Below are 15,620 nucleotides of genomic sequence, written 5' to 3' on the forward strand. Positions count from 1 at the left end.
GCATGCAATCCATCCCGGCGAGGCAAGGGTCGGATGCCTATCTCGACATTGAGACCACGGGCCTATCCTGGCTGGACTCTAAGATAACAGTAGTTGGCTTATATCTGGTTGATGGCAGTGACAGCCGACTGGTGCAGATGGTGGGCAAAGAGATAACCAGGGACAGCCTGCTGGAAGCGCTCAGGATGGTAAAGACGATTTTCACCTACAATGGCAGCCGCTTTGACCTCCCCTTCATCAATGCTGCCCTGGGTATAGACCTCTCCGGCCTGTTCGTCCACTGCGACCTTATGTATGACTGCTGGCAGAGCAATCTATACGGCGGCTTCAAGGCGGTAGAAGCGCAGCTAGGCATTCGCCGGCAGTTGAAGGGCATCAAGGGGTGGGATGCAATAGTGCTGTGGCAGAAATACTCGCACTATGGTGACCAGAATGCTCTGGCCCTATTACTACAATACAACAAAGAAGACGTGATAAACCTGAAAGCCTTGAGGGAAAGGCTCATCCTGGCACGCAACAGGCCGGTGTAACTACCTGGAAACGGCCCTCACCCGCGGCAGAATGGCTTCCTTGCTGGAGAAGGCCCCCACAGTGATGCTCCGCACCACACCCTCCCGGTCCAGGATAAAGGTGGTGGGGAGAGTGCTGATATTGTACAGCGTTGCCACATCCCCCGTCTGATTCATGACCACAGGAATGGTGATGCCCCTTTCTTTCATGAACTGGGCCACCATCTCCGGGCCCTCCTCCCCAATATCAACAATTAGGAACGCCACACCCTCGTCCTGGACCTCCTCCCAGGCCGCCTGGAGGAAGGGCATCTCCGCCCGGCAGGCAGGGCACCAGCTGGCAAAGAAGTTCAGCAGCACCACCTTCCCCCGGAACTGGGCCAGGGAAACAGGGGACCCATCCGCCAGGGAGGGAAGGGTAAAGGCAGGGGCCGGCCGGCCGAGCTGAACTGACGTAGACCCCCGGCAGGCCCCCAGAAGGAGAAGGCCCAGGACAAAGGCCAGGAAAATCAGCCTAGAGCGCATACGAGACCTCCTGATAGACAATATATACCCCAGCCACAATCAGGACAAGGCCGGTTATCCACCTCATCCAGGGCAGCAGAGAGCGCAGGCGCCGGATGATGGCTTCTTTGGCCAGGGCGCTGGCGAGGCTGACCACCACTATCACCGACCCCATCCCCAGCCCGTAGCTTATGAACTCCCTCAGTCCCCCCACCGCTCCCTGGGAAGAGAAGGCCCAGCCCACCAGTACCAGGAAAATGGGCAGGGAGCAGCCCAGGGAGACCACCCCGTACACCAGGCCAAAGAGGAAGAAGGCCAGAGGCCCCCTCCCTTTGGGGAGCTGGAGGGGGGAGGTGAAGCCCAACAGCTTCCCCCGGAGGTGCCAAATCCCCACCCCTATAAGTCCCACCCCCGCCACCACCCCCAGCCAGGGGAAGGCCTGCGTGAGCGACTGGCCCGCGTAGTGCAGTACTATCCCCGCCACCGAGAAGAGGACGGCAAAGCCCAGCGTGGCCAGGAGGCCCAGGCCCAGGGCCCTCAGGAGCCGCCTCTCACCCCCTTCCAGATAGTAGCCCACATAGGCCACCAGCAGGGGAAATCCGCAGACGCTGACCGAAGCCAGGACCCCCGCCCCAAAAGCATACCCCACGGGCAGGTTCTGGACAAAGGTCTGCAGGAGGCCCCTCAGCGGGGAGGAAAGGTCCAAGGCTCAGCTGCCCAACGCCTCCTTCTTAACCCAGTGGGCCCGGGCCACCAGCCAGGGCACCGCCACCAGGAGGATGAGCAAGGCAATAAGCTGGGCCTGGACCAGCCCGAAAAGCCAGGGATTGTTCACCCGGGTGAAGGTGATGAAAAAACGCCCCACGGAATAGAGGGCCAGGTATAAGACAAATAGGGAGCCATCGGGCCGGAGCCTCCCCCTCAGCCGGAGGACAATCGCCAGCACAATCAGGTCCCAGACAATCTCATAGACAGGGGAGGGATGAGTGGGGACCCCCTGGGGGGCATAGGTATCGGGATTGGTATAGGTGAAGGCCCAGGGCAGGTCTGTAGGCTTGCCGGTGGCATCCCCGTTGACGATATTGGCCAGGCGGCCTATGGCCTGGGCTATGATAAGCCCCGGGGCAAACAGGTCGGCAAACTTGCGGAAGGGAATACGGTGGACCCGGGAGCCTATCCAGGCGGCCAGGGCCCCCCCCAGGATGGCCCCGTAGATGGCCTGCCCCTCCCCGCCGATGATTTTCCCCGGGTTCTCCAGGTAGTAGCTCAGCTGGTCTATAACATGGACCAGCTTGGAGCCGATTATCCCCCCCGGGATGCCCCAGAGGGCCAGGTTGGTAACGTCATCAGGTTTGAGCCCCAGCCTCTTGGCCTCCCTCCAGGAAAAATATAAGGCCGCCAGCACCGCTACGATGATAATCGAGCTGTACCAGCGCAGGCTGAAACCCCCCACCCTGAAGATGGTCGGGTCTATGTTTATCACGATACCGGCCATTTTTCTCCTTTCAGACCCTCCAGCACAAGGTCTGCCGCCACCCTCCCCAGGCGGATGCTGTAGTTCATCCCCCGGTCCTGGGGGTAAATCTGGGACGTGTTGGCCAGATACAGCCCCCGGATGGGGGTGCGGTGGGGCGGCAACCTCTGGGAATATCCAACGGTGATAACAGGCTGGGCATAGGCTTCCTTAAAGAGATGATACTCCACCACCCAGTCAGGTGTAAACCCCGGCGCTATCCTCTTGAGGGCCGGCAGGTAGTAGTCCAGCAGGGCCTCCTTCCCCAGGGCATAGATGGGGCTGGAGACAGGCAGGTAGTTGCTGAGGTAGGCTATCCTCCTCCCGCCATATTCCTCGGGGGGGACAAGATTGGTGTGCTCAACCAGGGCCACGAAAGGGACCTGGGGGTCGGCAATATTGAGCCAGTATACAGAGGTGAGAGGCCGGTCCAGCACCAGCACCAGGCACATGGCCCCCAGGTAGGATATGCCACCCCCGAAGTCAGCCGGCAGCTCCGGCGCCAGCCTCCGCAGGACCTCCAGGGAGCTGGTAACGATAGCGGCATCACAGGGCTGGGATTTACCCCCCGCCTCCACCGCCTCCACCCCGCCCCCAGCCAGTCTTATCCTGTCCACTGGGGCGGCGGTGTGGATTTCCCCCCCCTTTCCTTCAATGCTCTCCTTCAGGACGTCAACCACCCGGCCGAAACTGCCGTTGAGATACCCCAGGAACTCCCGCTGCATTGCCCTGCCCCGGGAGCCAAAGCGGAGCCTCATCTTGGACCAGAGCCAGACCATACCTATCTCCGGAGCCCTCTCCCCAAACTTACCCCGGAGCAGAGGCTCCCAGACTACCCGGTAGACCCTCTCGCCGGCGTGGCTCCTCAGCCACTCCTGGGCGGTAAGGTCCTCAAACCCCTCCCCTGAAGCGACGCGCTGGAGGCGGAGGGAGAAGAGGCCCAGGCGCAGGCGGTCGCAAATAGCCAGAGGCGAAAAACGGAGGAGGTCCAATGGTGTGCCGAAGGGATAGACCCTCCCATCATAGAAGAACCCCACCCTGGATGGTATCCAGCCCAGGTCTGCCCCCAACCCCAGCTCATGGATAAGGTCAATGATATCGACATCGCTGCGGAAGATATGGTGGTAGAAGCCCTCCAGCCTCTTCCCCTCCACGCTGAAGGTACGGACCTGCCCCCCCAGGTCCCTATCCTTTTCCCAGAGATGGACCTGCGCCCCGGCCCTCAAGAGCCGCCAGGCGGCGCTGAGGCCGGCCATCCCCCCTCCCACCACCCCCACCCTCAAGGGGTCCCCCCGGGGAACGGACGGAACGAGCCACGATACCACCAGATAAGGGCCAGGCCTATAACGGTGCTGGGGACCAGCAGGACCAGGTGGACAACCCCAATATAGGCCGTGGCCACAGCCCCTTCCACCCCAAAGAGGACAATGGTCTGCCTGCCGAAATACTCGTAGGGGCCGACACCCCCGGGGAGGGAGGGAAGGGTGATAGCCAGGTTGGCAATAGTGGAGGCCAGGAGGAGGACGTTGAAGGGGAGCTTCAGCTGGAATGCCAGGGCCATGAAGTAAAATACCCCCGCCTCCGCAAACCACACCAATAGAGAGAAGAAGATGACGAGCGCCAGGGTCCCCGGACTACGGATAGCCTTTACCCCGGAGAGGGCCAGCTCCAGATACCTCTCGCCTTTCTCCTTCCAGCGCGAGCGCAGAAAGGGCCGGGCCAGCCGGCGGGGAATTTGGGGGGAGGAGATGGCGATGAAGAAGAGGAGCAGGAAGGCCCCGTAGAGGGTCAGGGCCAGGGTGGCTATGTGGCGGGCCCATCCGGTGAGGGGGAAGAAGAGGCTGAGGCCCACAAGCAGTAGCATCAGGGCCAGCCCGTCAAAGACCTGGTCCAGTACTACCGTGGCCCCCATGGCTACATTGCTTATGCCCTCCCTCTGCCCTGCCATATAGGTCCTGGCCACCAGTCCCACCTTGCCCGGCAGGATGTTGTTGAGGGCAAAGCTTATCACCATGGGAACGAAAAGGCGCTGGGGGCTCACCCGGGCAAGGGGCAAAAGAATATACCTCCAGCGTACCGCCCGGAACCACAGCCCCCCCAGATAGGCCAGCACCGCCGGGATAGCCCAGAGGTAGTTGACCCGGCTCAGGCTTGCCACTACCTGCCTCATATCTACCCGGTAGAAAAACAGATAGAGGAAAACCAGGGCCAGAATAAGACCTATCCAGAACCGCCTTCGGAACACCTTTGGGGGGTATTATAACCCCCCTATCCCCTTGCCTACAACCGCGGCAAGAGGGCTACTCCCTCGCTGCTCCAGTAGGGGAGGACATCGCGCCGGGAGAAGTAGCCCCACCACCACCTGGCCGCCTGGGGCAGGTCCCGCAGTCCCCACCCCTTGTAGTCCTCCCGGAACCACACCAGGAGAGTGAATCTCTCCGCCCGGTAGTCATCCTTAGAGAGCTTGAGGGAGTCCGCCTGGGCGGGCCGGGCCAGGACGGCGTCACCGGGGGCGACGCCAGAGATGGAATAGAGGACGTCCTTGTTGTTCCTAAGATACCATGTCCAGGGCCAGCTCACTTCAGTCTCCACCCGCAACCTGAAATCTTGCTGGCGGGAAAGGACGTCCAGTTCCTCCTTCACCCTCACGATGTCCCAGGAGCCCTGTGCATAGACCAGCATCTGAGCCGGCTCGTCGCTACGGTTGAAGCTGGCCTGGAAGGAGGCCCTGGCCCAAAAGACGAACAGGAAAAGGAAGGCTATGGCCCCCACGGCCAGGGGGAAACCCTTTACCCTGCCCAGAAGCTCCCCCCCAAACCTCCCCGCCAGCAGTATAAGGGGCAGGGCGATGTGCAGGACCAGCCAGGGGGCCTTCTCCCCAACGAAGGTGAACATCAACAGAGCCCCCACCGCCCAGTAGAGGAGAAAGCTGGTAAAGCGCTGGCGGCGGCGGAGATAGTACACAAAACCCACCCCCCCCAGGATGAGGGGCAGGAACTCGTATATGGAAAGGAGGAGGGGATAGTAGAACCAGGGCTGGGACAGGCGGTCCCTTCCGTGCTGCACCAGCCAGTAGCCCAGGGACCCCCACGCCCCCGTCGCCAGCCCATCCGTCGTATTCTGGAAGAAGGTGGTGTAAAGGGTTATATAAATCCCGTAGAAGAGCACCGCCGAAAGGAGCCAGCGCCGGGGAGACCAGCGGAGGCCCAGGAAAAGAGAAACCCCAAAGAGGAAGATGCCAACCCCCGCCGCCACCCACATTCCCACCCCCACAGGCGACCCCTCTGGCGCCGTGGAGCTGGCCAGGGTTATCCCCAGAAGGCCCTGAAAAATACTCGCCCCCGCCGCGTAGAAAGGCAGGGCCAGGGACAAGAGGAGCAGGAACATGGCGGCCGGTGGGGAGAGGGAGGAGAAACTAAGGCCCCTCTTCAGGGCCTGAAGGAACTCCCGCCAGGTGAAGAAGAGGAGAAAGAGGAGGAAAAGGGGGAGGAACAGCATCGTGGTCTCCATGGTGACAAAGCCCATCGCCAGGGCAAAGGCCCCCAGATAAAGGTAGCCGTCCTTCCCATCCTCCCAGTAGCGCCATATTGCCGTGACCAGGAGCAGGACCCAGAAGGTCATAAAGATGTCGTCCCGGATGAAACGGCTGAAATAGAGAAAAGACGGAGAAAAAGTCAGAAAGACCGCGGTGAGGAAGGCCCCCTTCTCCCCCAGCCCCTTTCTCAGGAGGTAGGGGAGGAGAACCAGCAGGGCCCCCATGAAGGCGGGCAGGAGGCGGGCGGTGAAATCGCTGTCCCCGAGAAACTGAAAGATGGCGGAGGTGAACAGGAACTTGAAGGGGCCATGCATCATGGGGTCGTGGGCATAACCCCTCCCCATATAGAAATCCCAGCTGTAATAGGCGTGGAGGGACTCATCATAATGGTAGGGACGGGCCTCCAGGTCCCAGAGCCTCATCCCCAGGGCCACGAGGAAAAGCAAGAGATAGGGCCAGAACCTGCTATCCCACCTGATGGATGGCCGCTGCCTCATTCCCATTCCCTCGGCCCTATTCTACCTGAACTGCCCAGCGCCAGGAACCCCCTCCCCATAGACCTGATAGATAACAACCTGCTCATTCCTGAAAGCCACCGGGAAAATCGTTTCCAACTCCTCCAGGGCACCATACCGGGCCCTCTCCAGGGCCCCCACATAAATATACTTCACTTTGTAGCTTTGGAGAAGCCCCCGCACATCGGGGTCTCCCGGGTTCCTGTACATCCTGTCCACATCGCCCCGGCGTCCTACCCAGGGCCCTGCCCCCCTCCACCCTATCTCGTGGCTCACCTGGCCCATAACCGCAGGCATGCCACTTAGGGCCGATACCCGGCCTGCCAGGCTGTATTCTTCCCCCACCGCCTCCAGCACCACCCCCTGCCTCCCCCTCAGCCATTCTATGGCCTCCCTCTCCCCGGGCATGGCCCTCTCCAGAAAGGCCATGCCGTCCAGGCTCAGGGGCCGGGCCCCAGAGCGGAGGGTGGCTATCGCCGCCAGGGGATAGAAGAGGACACCCAACAAGAGCAGGACAAGACTGCCCCTCCACACCCACCACCCCCAGGACTTCAGGGAAACCAGACAGGAAAGCCCGTAAGCCGACCCCAGGGCCAGCAGTGCCCAGGCCTGGAAAGAAAACTTGAAGACAGTGTTCTGCCGGTTACCCATGTGGTCGCGCAAATAGAAGAGGTCCACCCCCATCAGGACAAGAAAGCCGGCAAAGACGAGGACGAGGGCCAGGGCCTCCTCCCTCCGCCCCTCCTCCGCCCGGCGCAGAAGGCTGGCCAGGGCCACCGCCAGGAGCAGGGAGAGGCCCAGGATGAGGGGCAGTCTCCCCACAACCAGGCCGGATTCGCCCAGGGCCAGGGCCACAAGTGTCCAGAGGACCCCGGGGAAGAGGGCAACCCCCCAGGCCATCAGCCCCTCCCCCCACCTCAGCCCACGGGCCTGCCTGAGGAGGAAGCCCAGGGAGACGAAGAGGAAAAGGCCCCACACGATGACGAAGGCCAGGGGCCTGGTGCCCGGTCCCAGCCAGGGCCAAACGCCTTGCACCGGATTCCTCAGGCCCAGGTAAAAGGGGATATAGAGAAAGAGGGCCAGGGCCAGCACCAGGGCCGCCACAAAGATGGCCCCTCTCCACCGCCCCTTCAGGGCATAGGTATGGACAGACAGCACCACCAGGAACAGGAAGCTGTAGAGCAGAAAGTCCCAGGTATTCAGAAGGCCCAGGGCCCCCAGGGAGAGGGCCAGGACCAGGAGGGAGGGGAGAAGAGTAAGAGAGAGGGCCCAGGGCCTGGGGGAGAAGAACATATTCACCAGGAGGCCCAGGCCCAGGAGGGCAAAGGGCAGGGCCATGAGGTGGGGGTGGAGGTCGCCGAAGTAGAAAGAGAAGAAGGGGAACTCGGTGATGGTGTAGTCCAGGTTCTGGCCACCTTCGTAGGTGGCTATGACCCTGGTAGCCCGCCACCACCAGACATGCTGGGTGGGATACCAGGTAGCCGCTTCATAGGGGCGCTCCAGCCCCTCTATCCCTATCCAGGACCAGAAGCCGGGGGGGCCCCAGCCCCGGGCATAGAGGGCCTCCAGCACCCCCTCCAGGTTCCCCAGAACGAGGAGAAACCCCACCCCCACCAGTCCCCACATCGCCGCCGTCCTGGGCTTGTCCCCCGCCCTCAGGTTGTAGAGAAGACCGAAGGCCCCCAGGGCCACCAGCCCGGCCAGGAGGGCCAGGGCCAGGTTATAGCCCAAGGCAGGATGAATCCCCACCAGCTTTATCACCACCCCCCACATCACATAGCCAAAGTAGTAGTAGTTCACCGGCTCCCCTGCCAGCCAGAAGTCCTCCGGCGGGAAATACCTTGCCCCCAGGACGCTGTTCAAGAAGCCGAAGTCCCCCAGCTTCTCCCCGGAATTGAGGTCGGGGTTCAGGGCCCGGAGGTAGGCCTCGCCAAGAAATACGACAACAAAGAGGCCCTCCACCAGGAGCACATAGGCCCAGCGCTGGCGGAAAAAGGCTGCCAGCTCCCCCCAGTGACGGGCGACAACCCAGACGGAAAGGAGCCCCATAAAGAGGAGGACCAGGAAAATACTGATGCGGGAGAAGGGTACGAGACGCAGGCTCCCCCCCAGCCAGAGCATATAGGCTAGAAAAAGCAGGCCCAGGGCTTTGGAGAAGGCATAGCCCCTATCCCGGAGGAAGGGGAAAAGGGCCCGGGCCAGGGGGAAGGAAATGAGGCCGATTAGCTGGAGGGCTGCCCAACCCAGGATTAAGTGGAGCAAAGGGCCTCGGCGAAGGCCCGGGGGTCAAAGGCGGCCATGTCCTCCAGCTTCTCCCCGGTGCCGATGTAAAGGATGGGTATCCTGAGCTCCTGGGCAATGGCCAGGACAATCCCCCCCTTGGCCGTGCCGTCCAGCTTGGCCAGGAAGATACCGCTTACCTCCACCGCCTCGGCAAAGTGCCTGGCCTGGATAAGGCCGTTCTGCCCGGTGGTGGCATCCAGGACCAGCAGGACCTGGTGGGGGGCGGTGGGGTCGTGGCGGGAGGCCACCCGCTTAATCTTCTTCAACTCCTCCATCAGGTTGTACTTGGTATGGAGGCGTCCAGCGGTGTCTATCAGCACCACCCCCGCCTGCCGCTTCCTGGCCGCCTCTATAGCGTCAAAGACCACCGCCCCCGGGTCTGCCCCCGGCTGGTGAGCGATCACCTCCGCCCCCGCCCTCTCCCCCCACACCCGGAGCTGGTCTATGGCCGCCGCCCGGAAGGTATCCGCCGCCGCCAGCACCACCCGCTCCCCCTGCTCCTTGTAGCTGTGGGCCAGCTTGGCGATGCTGGTAGTCTTGCCCGACCCGTTCACCCCGACAAAGAGGATGACCAGGGGGGAGACAGACGGAGGGGCTGGCCTCGTATCCACCCGGAGGAGGCCCTCTATCTCCGCCGCCAGGGCCCCCTGCACCTGGGCCCCGGCGGTCAGGCCCTCCCGGCGGGCCCTATCCTTGACCTTTTCCACCAGGAGGCGCGTGGTGGGGACCCCCACATCGGCCAGGAGCAGCAGCTCCTCCAGCTCAGCCCAGAGCTCCTCCCCAAAGCGGGGCCTCTCCAGGAGCTGGCCCAGTCTGCCGAGGACCCCCTCCCGCGTCCGCCTGAGGGCCTCTCTTGTTCTCCTCAGCAGGTCCATGCCGCTAGACCATCCCCAAAAGCCTAGATGAAAAACACCGAGTAGTTCGTCAAACTCACGGATTCCCCATCCTTCTGAGCCCAAAAATAGACTGTATAGACACCTTTCCCGCTCTTTGCCAGGATAGGACTCATGTCCACCTCAATGGAAAACGAACTTCCTGACGCATCCCAACGCTTCGCCTCTACCCACTGCACCGTCCAGAATCTGGCTACGGTTGGGTATTCTGGCTCAGTCTCCAAGAGGGCAGGCGTGGGCGGCGGAGTGTCCGGGGGAACGTCGTATGGGTCTGCGCCCTGGGTCTCCCAGGTATATGTTTCAGCGGAGGGAGGATAGTAGTTACCCGGCGGGGGTGGTGGCCTGACGAATGCCACAGGTTCTCCCAGGTCATAAGTATCTGTTTTCCCTAGCTGTCCCAGGGTCAAGGGGTGAGGGGAAGGGTCATGCCATATTTGAAGGGCATTTCGTCCTATCGCAAAGCCCTGTAGCGTCTCGCCCGACATTGACAGCACACCGCCTTCCAGTGTGGGGAGTTGGGTGAACCTTATGTAATCCCCTTCAAACTGCTGGACCAATGCCAGGGTATACTCGTTATACGCTATCCCCAGATTAACTTTCTTGTGCCACTTGTCCAGGATATTCGCCCTGTGGCCCGGACTCTCCATCAAACCAGTCTCCGCTTCGTCCAGCAATTCCCTCGGGCTGCTGGCCGCGTAGTTCACCCCTGTCACCAGTATGGCCGGCCCCGAGAGGTTTTCAGCTTCGTAGTTGAATCCACCCGCCAGGGTGTATCTCATGTATGGCTTCATGCCGTCCATACCCCAGTGAGAAATGTAGCCCTTCGCCATCTCCTCTTCGGCATGGCTCTGAGCGGCAGGATTGCTCCCCAAAGTCACAGGAGCCAGTCCGGCTTCCTGTCTATCTCTATTTATCAATCCAAATGCATACTGGTAAAGCTCCTGGAGAGTAGCAGTTAGAGCGGGTGTCGGGGTAAGAGCAGGAGTAAGGGTAGCTGTTGGGATAGGGGTAAGAGCAGGAGGGGGAGCAGGCGTTGGGGCAGACGCCGGAGCGGGCCTGCAGGCCGCCGCCAGAAGTGCGCCGGCGGTTGCCAGGATGAGCACCCAGCGCCGCAACCCTGACACCGCCTTGATAACCCTCATCACGGGTGGTTCAGGGCTGCTGGCCGAGGAAGTTCTTGAGCAGGTCGTGGCCCAGGGAGGTGAGGATGGACTCGGGATGGAACTGGACCCCCTCTACCGGGTATTCCCGGTGCCTCACCCCCATTATCTCCCCGCTATCGGTGCGGGCCGTGACCTCCAGGACCGGGGGCACGCTCTCCGGCTCAATGACCAGGGAATGGTAGCGGCCGGCCTCAAAGGGGTCGGGCAGGCCCCGGTAGATGGTCCTGCCGTCATGGTGGATGAGGGAGGTCTTGCCGTGCATGGGCTTCTTCGCCCGGACAATCCTCCCCCCGAAGACATGGCCAATGCTCTGGTGGCCGAGGCACACCCCCAGGATGGGTATCGTGCTGGCAAAATGGCCGATGATGTCATTGGACAGCCCGGCCTCCAGGGGGGTGCAGGGGCCGGGGGAGACGACGATATGGCTTGGGGAGAGGGCCTCTATCTCCTCCAGGCTGGTCTTATCGTTACGGCGGACCAGGGGCTCCCAGCCCAGCTCCCCCAGGTACTGCACCAGGTTGTAGGTGAAGGAATCGTAGTTGTCTATGACCAGGACCATGTCGGGATTATAGCACAACTCTAGCTGAAGATAAGAACACTCCTCTATTCCTCCCAGAGGTCTTTCCTGTCCTGCTCCACACCCTTGAGCTCCGGGGGCCTCTTATAGATAGAGGTGTAGTCCCGGACCCGGACCACGACAGGGACAGGCAGGGCATCTCCGAAGACGAGGGCCTGCTGGCGGGACTCCAGACGGGAGAGGACTTTCCTGAGCTCTGTTCTTTCCGAGACCCCCGCCAGGACGCTGTCAACGTCTTTCTCGTTGTCCAGGAGGCAGGTTATCTTGCTCCCCACCTGGCTCATCACCTCCTCGTCAATGCCGGAGGGGCGCTGGTCAATGACCAGGAGGGTGACATATGACTTGCGCCCCTCCCGGGCGATGGTGCCGAAGATGGTCTGGCGCGAGAGCTCAGGGCTGAGGAACCGATGGGCCTCCTCTATAGTGATGACCAGGGGACGGGGATGGGGGGCCCTCTCCCCCCGGGCCCTCTCTGCCCTCTGGACATACTGGTCATGGATGCGGCGGCTGAGGAGGTTGGCCACCAGCATATAAGGGACGATGTCCCAGTAGCGGCCGAACTCCAGCACCACCGTGAGCCCCTTCTCCAGGTAGCCCAGGATACGCTCCACGGCGCTCTCCGGGGAATGGGGCAGCAGAAAGGGCAGACGCTTTAGCTGTTCCAGGCGTCGGTGGAGGTGAAGAAGGGTAGCCTCGTGCTCCTTAAGGCTTTCTGCCAGGTCCTTCACCTGAGCGGGCGAGTAGCTGAGGAAGGACTCCAGCCAGCCTTTTCCCAGGTGGCGGGCCAGGCCATAGGGGGCCTGGGCGGCCAGGTCGGTGAGGTTCAGGGTCTCCCGGAGGAGGGCGATGTCCCCGGGCTCAATCTCATCGTAGCCGATAAGGACGTTGAAGTCGGTCTTCACCCCCCTCCTCCGCGCGCTTTCCTCGTCCAGGGTGAAGACTGCCACCCGCGAGGGGAAGAGCTGTTTGAGGCCCTTGACCACCCCCCCCTCCTCCCTCTCACCCTCCCACCCGTATTCGCTGTGCATATCAAAGACCAGGCTGGAGGCCTGGCCCCGCTGGAGGATGCCCGCCAGGAGGAGCCGGGTGAGCATGGTCTTGCCGGTGCCGGTCTTGCCGAAGATGCCCCCCGAACGCTGGACGAACCTGTCTAGGTCCAGGCAGACCTTCACCTCCAGGTCCAGGGGGCTCCCGATATAGAAGTGCCTGTCGTCCTCAGACCCGAAGACCAGCGCTATATCCTGCTCCGACGCCTCCCGCACCAGGGAGAAGGGGGCGGGGATAGTACGGGCAGGCGGGGGGGCCTCCAGCCCCACCACCCCCAAGGCGAGCTGGGGCAGGACCTTGATGGTGCCGAAGACCCCAGTGCCGGATAGGACCCGGGCAATATAGGGGTCCGAGACATCCAGCTCCAGGCCCCTTTCCAGTGCCCCCAGTTCCACATCGGTGATGAGGCCGAAGAAGCGGCTTTTCTCCCCCTCAATGGTCACATACCTTCCGACCCCCACCGCCTCCACCGATACCCCCTCCTCCAGGCGGACCCTCAGCCCCTGGACGAGACTGCCTCCCACCACCCTCCCCAGCACTTTCCCGCTCAAGACAGCCTCCGCAGCAATGACTGAAGCCGGGGCGCATCCCCCCGGAGGAGGAGGGTAAGCTCCTTCCCCGCCCGGAGCAGGAACTCCTCCCGGTCCTCCCGGGACCCGGCCAGATGGAGGAGAAAGGCAGGGATGAGCTCCTCGCGGGAAGGGAGGGGTGCCGTTGCCAGGGGCCCCAGAAAGTGAAGGGAAGACCCGAACTCGCCTATCTCGTCAGTCTTTGCCAGGTAGACAAAGCTGTGGAGCTTAGGGGGGCGGGGGGAAAGGGCCTGGACCAGCTTGCCCTCCACCCGGTGGCCCACTATCCAGGCCCTGAACTCCGTCCTTAGAAGGCGGGAAAGCTGGGGGTGGGAGCGATAGACCCCCTCCTCTTCCGTCTCCTCCCGGCCCCGGGCCACGGGACGCCTCCCTGGCTCCAGGGGGCCGGTCTCGGCGTGATAGACCACGGCGAAGATATCCGTCTCCCCCTCCCTGGTCCTCACCAGGGAAGCGAAGGGAGGGGGCTGATGGAGCTCATAGCACTGGGCCGCGAACTCCTGCGTGGAGACCTGGACCACCTCGCCGATTCTGGTCGCTTGCATTCTAGATGAAAAGGGTCACCTGGGCTTTGGAGGCATATTCCAGAAAAGCGGCGGCCCCGGCACACTCCGTCCCCTCCACCAAGTCCTCGTCTTTAATGCTCATCATCCCCATGGTGGTGGAGCAGGCGAAGAGCCGGACCCCCCACTTGCGGCAGAGGTCCAGCAGCTCGGGGACGGTGGGCATGTTCTGTTTCTTCATCATCCGCCTCATCATCCAGGTAGCCACGGCCGTCATCCCGGGGATGACCCCCAGGATGTTGGGCACGGGCAGCGGGGCGGCGGGATTGGCAAGGGAGGCTACCTTCAGCCGGTGCACCTTCCTCTTGTTCACGATGTCAAAACCATAGAAGGTAAAGAAGATGCCCACCTCCCAGCCCATGGACGCAGCGGTGCTGGCTATGATGAGCAGGGCATAAGCCATGTCCAGGGTCCCCTTGGAGGCGACAAGGGCCACCCGCTTGCGCTCTTTCTCCGCCATCTAGACCTCCCGGGCTTTCTGAATAAAAAAGGTGTAGAGGCCCTTCCCTTCTTCCTCGGCCCGGAGGAGCTTGTTCCCTGTCTCATTGCACCAGGCCGGGAAGTCCATCCTGGAGCCGGGGTCCGTGGCCAGGACTTTAGCCACCTGGCCAGGTTTCATCTCTTCAAGGGCCAGCTTGGCCTTGACCACCGGCATAGGGCAGAGAAGGCCCCTGGTATCGACTACTCTATCGGCCTTTATGGTCTCCATCATTTTCACCTCTTCCTACACCCACCGGGTGCGTTTGCTCTGGTTTTTCTGGGAGGCGGCGGAGGGGAGGTAGCCCACCACCTCTCCCACCAGGGACCAGAAGGCCTCCCGGTCCTGGGCGCTGACCACCGCCTGCTCATGGGCCTCGACCAGGGCCACCGGGTAGCCCCCTCCCCTTCTCACCTGGTCAAAGACCAAGGCATGGGCCAGGTCCACCAGCTCTTTCCTCTGGACCACCCAGGAGGGGACCTCCACCCTGGCCATCTCCTCCTCCCCCTTCAGATAGAAGAAGAAGACCTGGTGGCGGCCGTAGTGCTCCTCCACGACGGAGGAGCGGGTGAGGAAGAGGGGGGAGCGCTCACCCGCTTTCAGGAGGGGGGCAAAGAGGGCCCTGTCCTCCACCCCGGCTACCCCATTACACTCCCTGTCCTTCTTTCCCCGGCAGTGGCGGTCGCAGTCGGGGGGCTCATAGGGGCAGAGGGCCACCCTAAGGGCATTCACCACATCGGTGGAGCGGGGGAGGCTGATGTAGCTGGCCAGGGCCAGGGGGCCTTTCCGGGCCATGGCCTCCATCCCGTCCAGAATTGGGACCAGGCCCCTCTCCAGGAAGGCCTGGCGGACAAACTCGGGGCAGGCCTGCCCCGCCAGGCCCCACAGCACCAGGGAGCCGTCCAGGAGGGCCAGGACGGGAAAAGGCCCCTCCTCATTCAGGGCCTCCGCCAGGAAGGCCACCTCCTCCAGCCACCTCCTGGCCGCCAGGAGGGCCCCTTCCACAGGCTCGGCCCTCAGGCCCGAGGGGTCGGGCATAACCAGGTCCTCCTCCCGGGAGAAAAGCCTGGCCCTCCGGACAAGCCCGGCGGAGGGTTCCCGGCCGTAGTGCAGGCGGGCCAAGCCCCCGTTGATGAGGTAGCAGCGCACCGGCATATGCCGGTCAAGGGCAATTTGGGAGCCGTCCACCCCCAGGACGCTGAACTGGGAAGGAAGGGGCGGGAGGGGGTGGGACTCCCCCAGCCCCTCCACCAGCCCGGCCACCAGCCAGGTGGTCCGGGCGGACTGGCATTTCTCCCCCAGCCCCTGCCAGGCCCCCTGGTGGTGCTGGAGGGTCTCCAGGGCCAGAGCCAGACGGACTTCGGCCTCCTTCCAGCCATCCTTGAGCCGGGAGGCCATTTCCTCTATTTGGGGAACCACCTGGCCCAGGTCCAGGCCCATGTTCAGATTATAT

16 protein-coding genes are annotated in these 15,620 nt (G+C 62.6%); 1 reads left to right on the plus strand and 15 read right to left on the minus strand.

Annotated features, from left to right (window positions below; all coding sequences use genetic code 11):
• The first annotated feature begins 2 nt into the window (after positions 1–2).
• Entirely contained in the window at positions 3–530 is a 528-nt protein-coding gene (locus tag KJ624_01700) for a ribonuclease H-like domain-containing protein (GenBank protein ID MBU2008557.1), read from the plus strand.
• Here the strand turns inward: KJ624_01700 and KJ624_01705 are convergent, their stop codons facing one another.
• From KJ624_01705 to KJ624_01775, 15 genes are read right to left on the minus strand one after another with little or no spacing between them, the layout of a single operon-like run.
• Entirely contained in the window at positions 531–1,034 is a 504-nt protein-coding gene (locus tag KJ624_01705) for a TlpA family protein disulfide reductase (protein ID MBU2008558.1), read from the minus strand. It abuts the gene before it with no gap.
• Positions 1,024–1,719: a cytochrome c biogenesis CcdA family protein gene (locus tag KJ624_01710; protein MBU2008559.1), complete on the minus strand. Its 696-nt coding sequence runs from the start codon at positions 1,717–1,719 to the stop codon at positions 1,024–1,026. The genes KJ624_01705 and KJ624_01710 overlap by 11 nt, the downstream gene beginning before the upstream one ends.
• A gap of 3 nt (positions 1,720–1,722) precedes the next feature.
• Positions 1,723–2,508 (minus strand): prolipoprotein diacylglyceryl transferase, encoded by a 786-nt coding sequence (gene lgt, locus KJ624_01715; GenBank protein MBU2008560.1) that lies wholly within the window; start codon positions 2,506–2,508, stop codon positions 1,723–1,725.
• Positions 2,493–3,809, minus strand: a complete 1,317-nt coding sequence (locus KJ624_01720) for an NAD(P)/FAD-dependent oxidoreductase (GenBank protein ID MBU2008561.1) — start codon at positions 3,807–3,809, stop codon at positions 2,493–2,495. The genes lgt and KJ624_01720 overlap by 16 nt, the downstream gene beginning before the upstream one ends.
• Positions 3,806–4,771 carry a flippase-like domain-containing protein gene (locus KJ624_01725; protein MBU2008562.1) on the minus strand — a complete coding sequence of 322 codons (966 nt, stop codon included), beginning with the start codon at positions 4,769–4,771 and terminating at the stop codon, positions 3,806–3,808. The genes KJ624_01720 and KJ624_01725 overlap by 4 nt, the downstream gene beginning before the upstream one ends.
• A 35-nt stretch (positions 4,772–4,806) precedes the next feature.
• Complete coding sequence (locus KJ624_01730) at positions 4,807–6,558, minus strand: TIGR03663 family protein (protein ID MBU2008563.1); 1,752 nt, start codon at positions 6,556–6,558, stop codon at positions 4,807–4,809.
• 21 nt (positions 6,559–6,579) lie between these two features.
• A complete protein-coding gene (locus tag KJ624_01735) occupies positions 6,580–8,838 on the minus strand; it encodes a hypothetical protein (protein MBU2008564.1) in 2,259 nt (752 codons plus the stop codon).
• Positions 8,826–9,734, minus strand: coding sequence for a signal recognition particle-docking protein FtsY (gene ftsY, locus KJ624_01740; protein MBU2008565.1), 909 nt, complete (start codon positions 9,732–9,734; stop codon positions 8,826–8,828). The genes KJ624_01735 and ftsY overlap by 13 nt, the downstream gene beginning before the upstream one ends.
• 23 nt (positions 9,735–9,757) lie before the next feature.
• The gene (locus tag KJ624_01745; protein ID MBU2008566.1) at positions 9,758–10,897 is read right to left on the minus strand and encodes a CAP domain-containing protein; all 1,140 of its coding nucleotides are present in this window, start codon (positions 10,895–10,897) and stop codon (positions 9,758–9,760) included.
• Positions 10,898–10,904: 7 nt separating this feature from the next.
• On the minus strand, positions 10,905–11,474 hold the full coding sequence (locus KJ624_01750) for an aminodeoxychorismate/anthranilate synthase component II (protein MBU2008567.1): 570 nt from the start codon (positions 11,472–11,474) through the stop codon (positions 10,905–10,907).
• Positions 11,475–11,518: 44 nt separating this feature from the next.
• Positions 11,519–13,090 (minus strand): ATP-binding protein, encoded by a 1,572-nt coding sequence (locus KJ624_01755; GenBank protein MBU2008568.1) that lies wholly within the window; start codon positions 13,088–13,090, stop codon positions 11,519–11,521.
• A complete protein-coding gene (locus KJ624_01760) occupies positions 13,087–13,647 on the minus strand; it encodes a hypothetical protein (GenBank protein MBU2008569.1) in 561 nt (186 codons plus the stop codon). The genes KJ624_01755 and KJ624_01760 overlap by 4 nt, the downstream gene beginning before the upstream one ends.
• A 25-nt stretch (positions 13,648–13,672) precedes the next feature.
• Positions 13,673–14,149 carry a DsrE/DsrF/DrsH-like family protein gene (locus KJ624_01765; GenBank protein MBU2008570.1) on the minus strand — a complete coding sequence of 159 codons (477 nt, stop codon included), beginning with the start codon at positions 14,147–14,149 and terminating at the stop codon, positions 13,673–13,675.
• Positions 14,150–14,398, minus strand: a complete 249-nt coding sequence (locus KJ624_01770; GenBank protein MBU2008571.1) for a sulfurtransferase TusA family protein — start codon at positions 14,396–14,398, stop codon at positions 14,150–14,152.
• A 15-nt stretch (positions 14,399–14,413) separates the two neighbouring features.
• Positions 14,414–15,607 (minus strand): DNA double-strand break repair nuclease NurA, encoded by a 1,194-nt coding sequence (locus KJ624_01775; protein ID MBU2008572.1) that lies wholly within the window; start codon positions 15,605–15,607, stop codon positions 14,414–14,416.
• Positions 15,608–15,620 lie beyond the last annotated feature (13 nt).

The organism is Chloroflexota bacterium (assembly GCA_018825785.1).
Taxonomy (GTDB): domain Bacteria; phylum Chloroflexota; class Dehalococcoidia; order JACVQG01; family JAHKAY01; genus JAHKAY01.

What these genes read in the sequence shown, in the direction of transcription:
- KJ624_01770 (MBU2008571.1), bottom strand. Translation starts at nt 14,398, where the DNA reads ATGGAGACCATAAAGGCCGATAGAGTAGTCGATACCAGGGGCCTTCTC.
- KJ624_01750 (MBU2008567.1), bottom strand. Translation starts at nt 11,474, where the DNA reads ATGGTCCTGGTCATAGACAACTACGATTCCTTCACCTACAACCTGGTG.
- lgt (MBU2008560.1), bottom strand. Translation starts at nt 2,508, where the DNA reads ATGGCCGGTATCGTGATAAACATAGACCCGACCATCTTCAGGGTGGGG.
- KJ624_01765 (MBU2008570.1), bottom strand. Translation starts at nt 14,149, where the DNA reads ATGGCGGAGAAAGAGCGCAAGCGGGTGGCCCTTGTCGCCTCCAAGGGG.
- KJ624_01700 (MBU2008557.1), top strand. Translation starts at nt 3, where the DNA reads ATGCAATCCATCCCGGCGAGGCAAGGGTCGGATGCCTATCTCGACATT.
- KJ624_01775 (MBU2008572.1), bottom strand. Translation starts at nt 15,607, where the DNA reads ATGGGCCTGGACCTGGGCCAGGTGGTTCCCCAAATAGAGGAAATGGCC.
- KJ624_01705 (MBU2008558.1), bottom strand. Translation starts at nt 1,034, where the DNA reads ATGCGCTCTAGGCTGATTTTCCTGGCCTTTGTCCTGGGCCTTCTCCTT.
- ftsY (MBU2008565.1), bottom strand. Translation starts at nt 9,734, where the DNA reads ATGGACCTGCTGAGGAGAACAAGAGAGGCCCTCAGGCGGACGCGGGAG.
- KJ624_01730 (MBU2008563.1), bottom strand. Translation starts at nt 6,558, where the DNA reads ATGAGGCAGCGGCCATCCATCAGGTGGGATAGCAGGTTCTGGCCCTAT.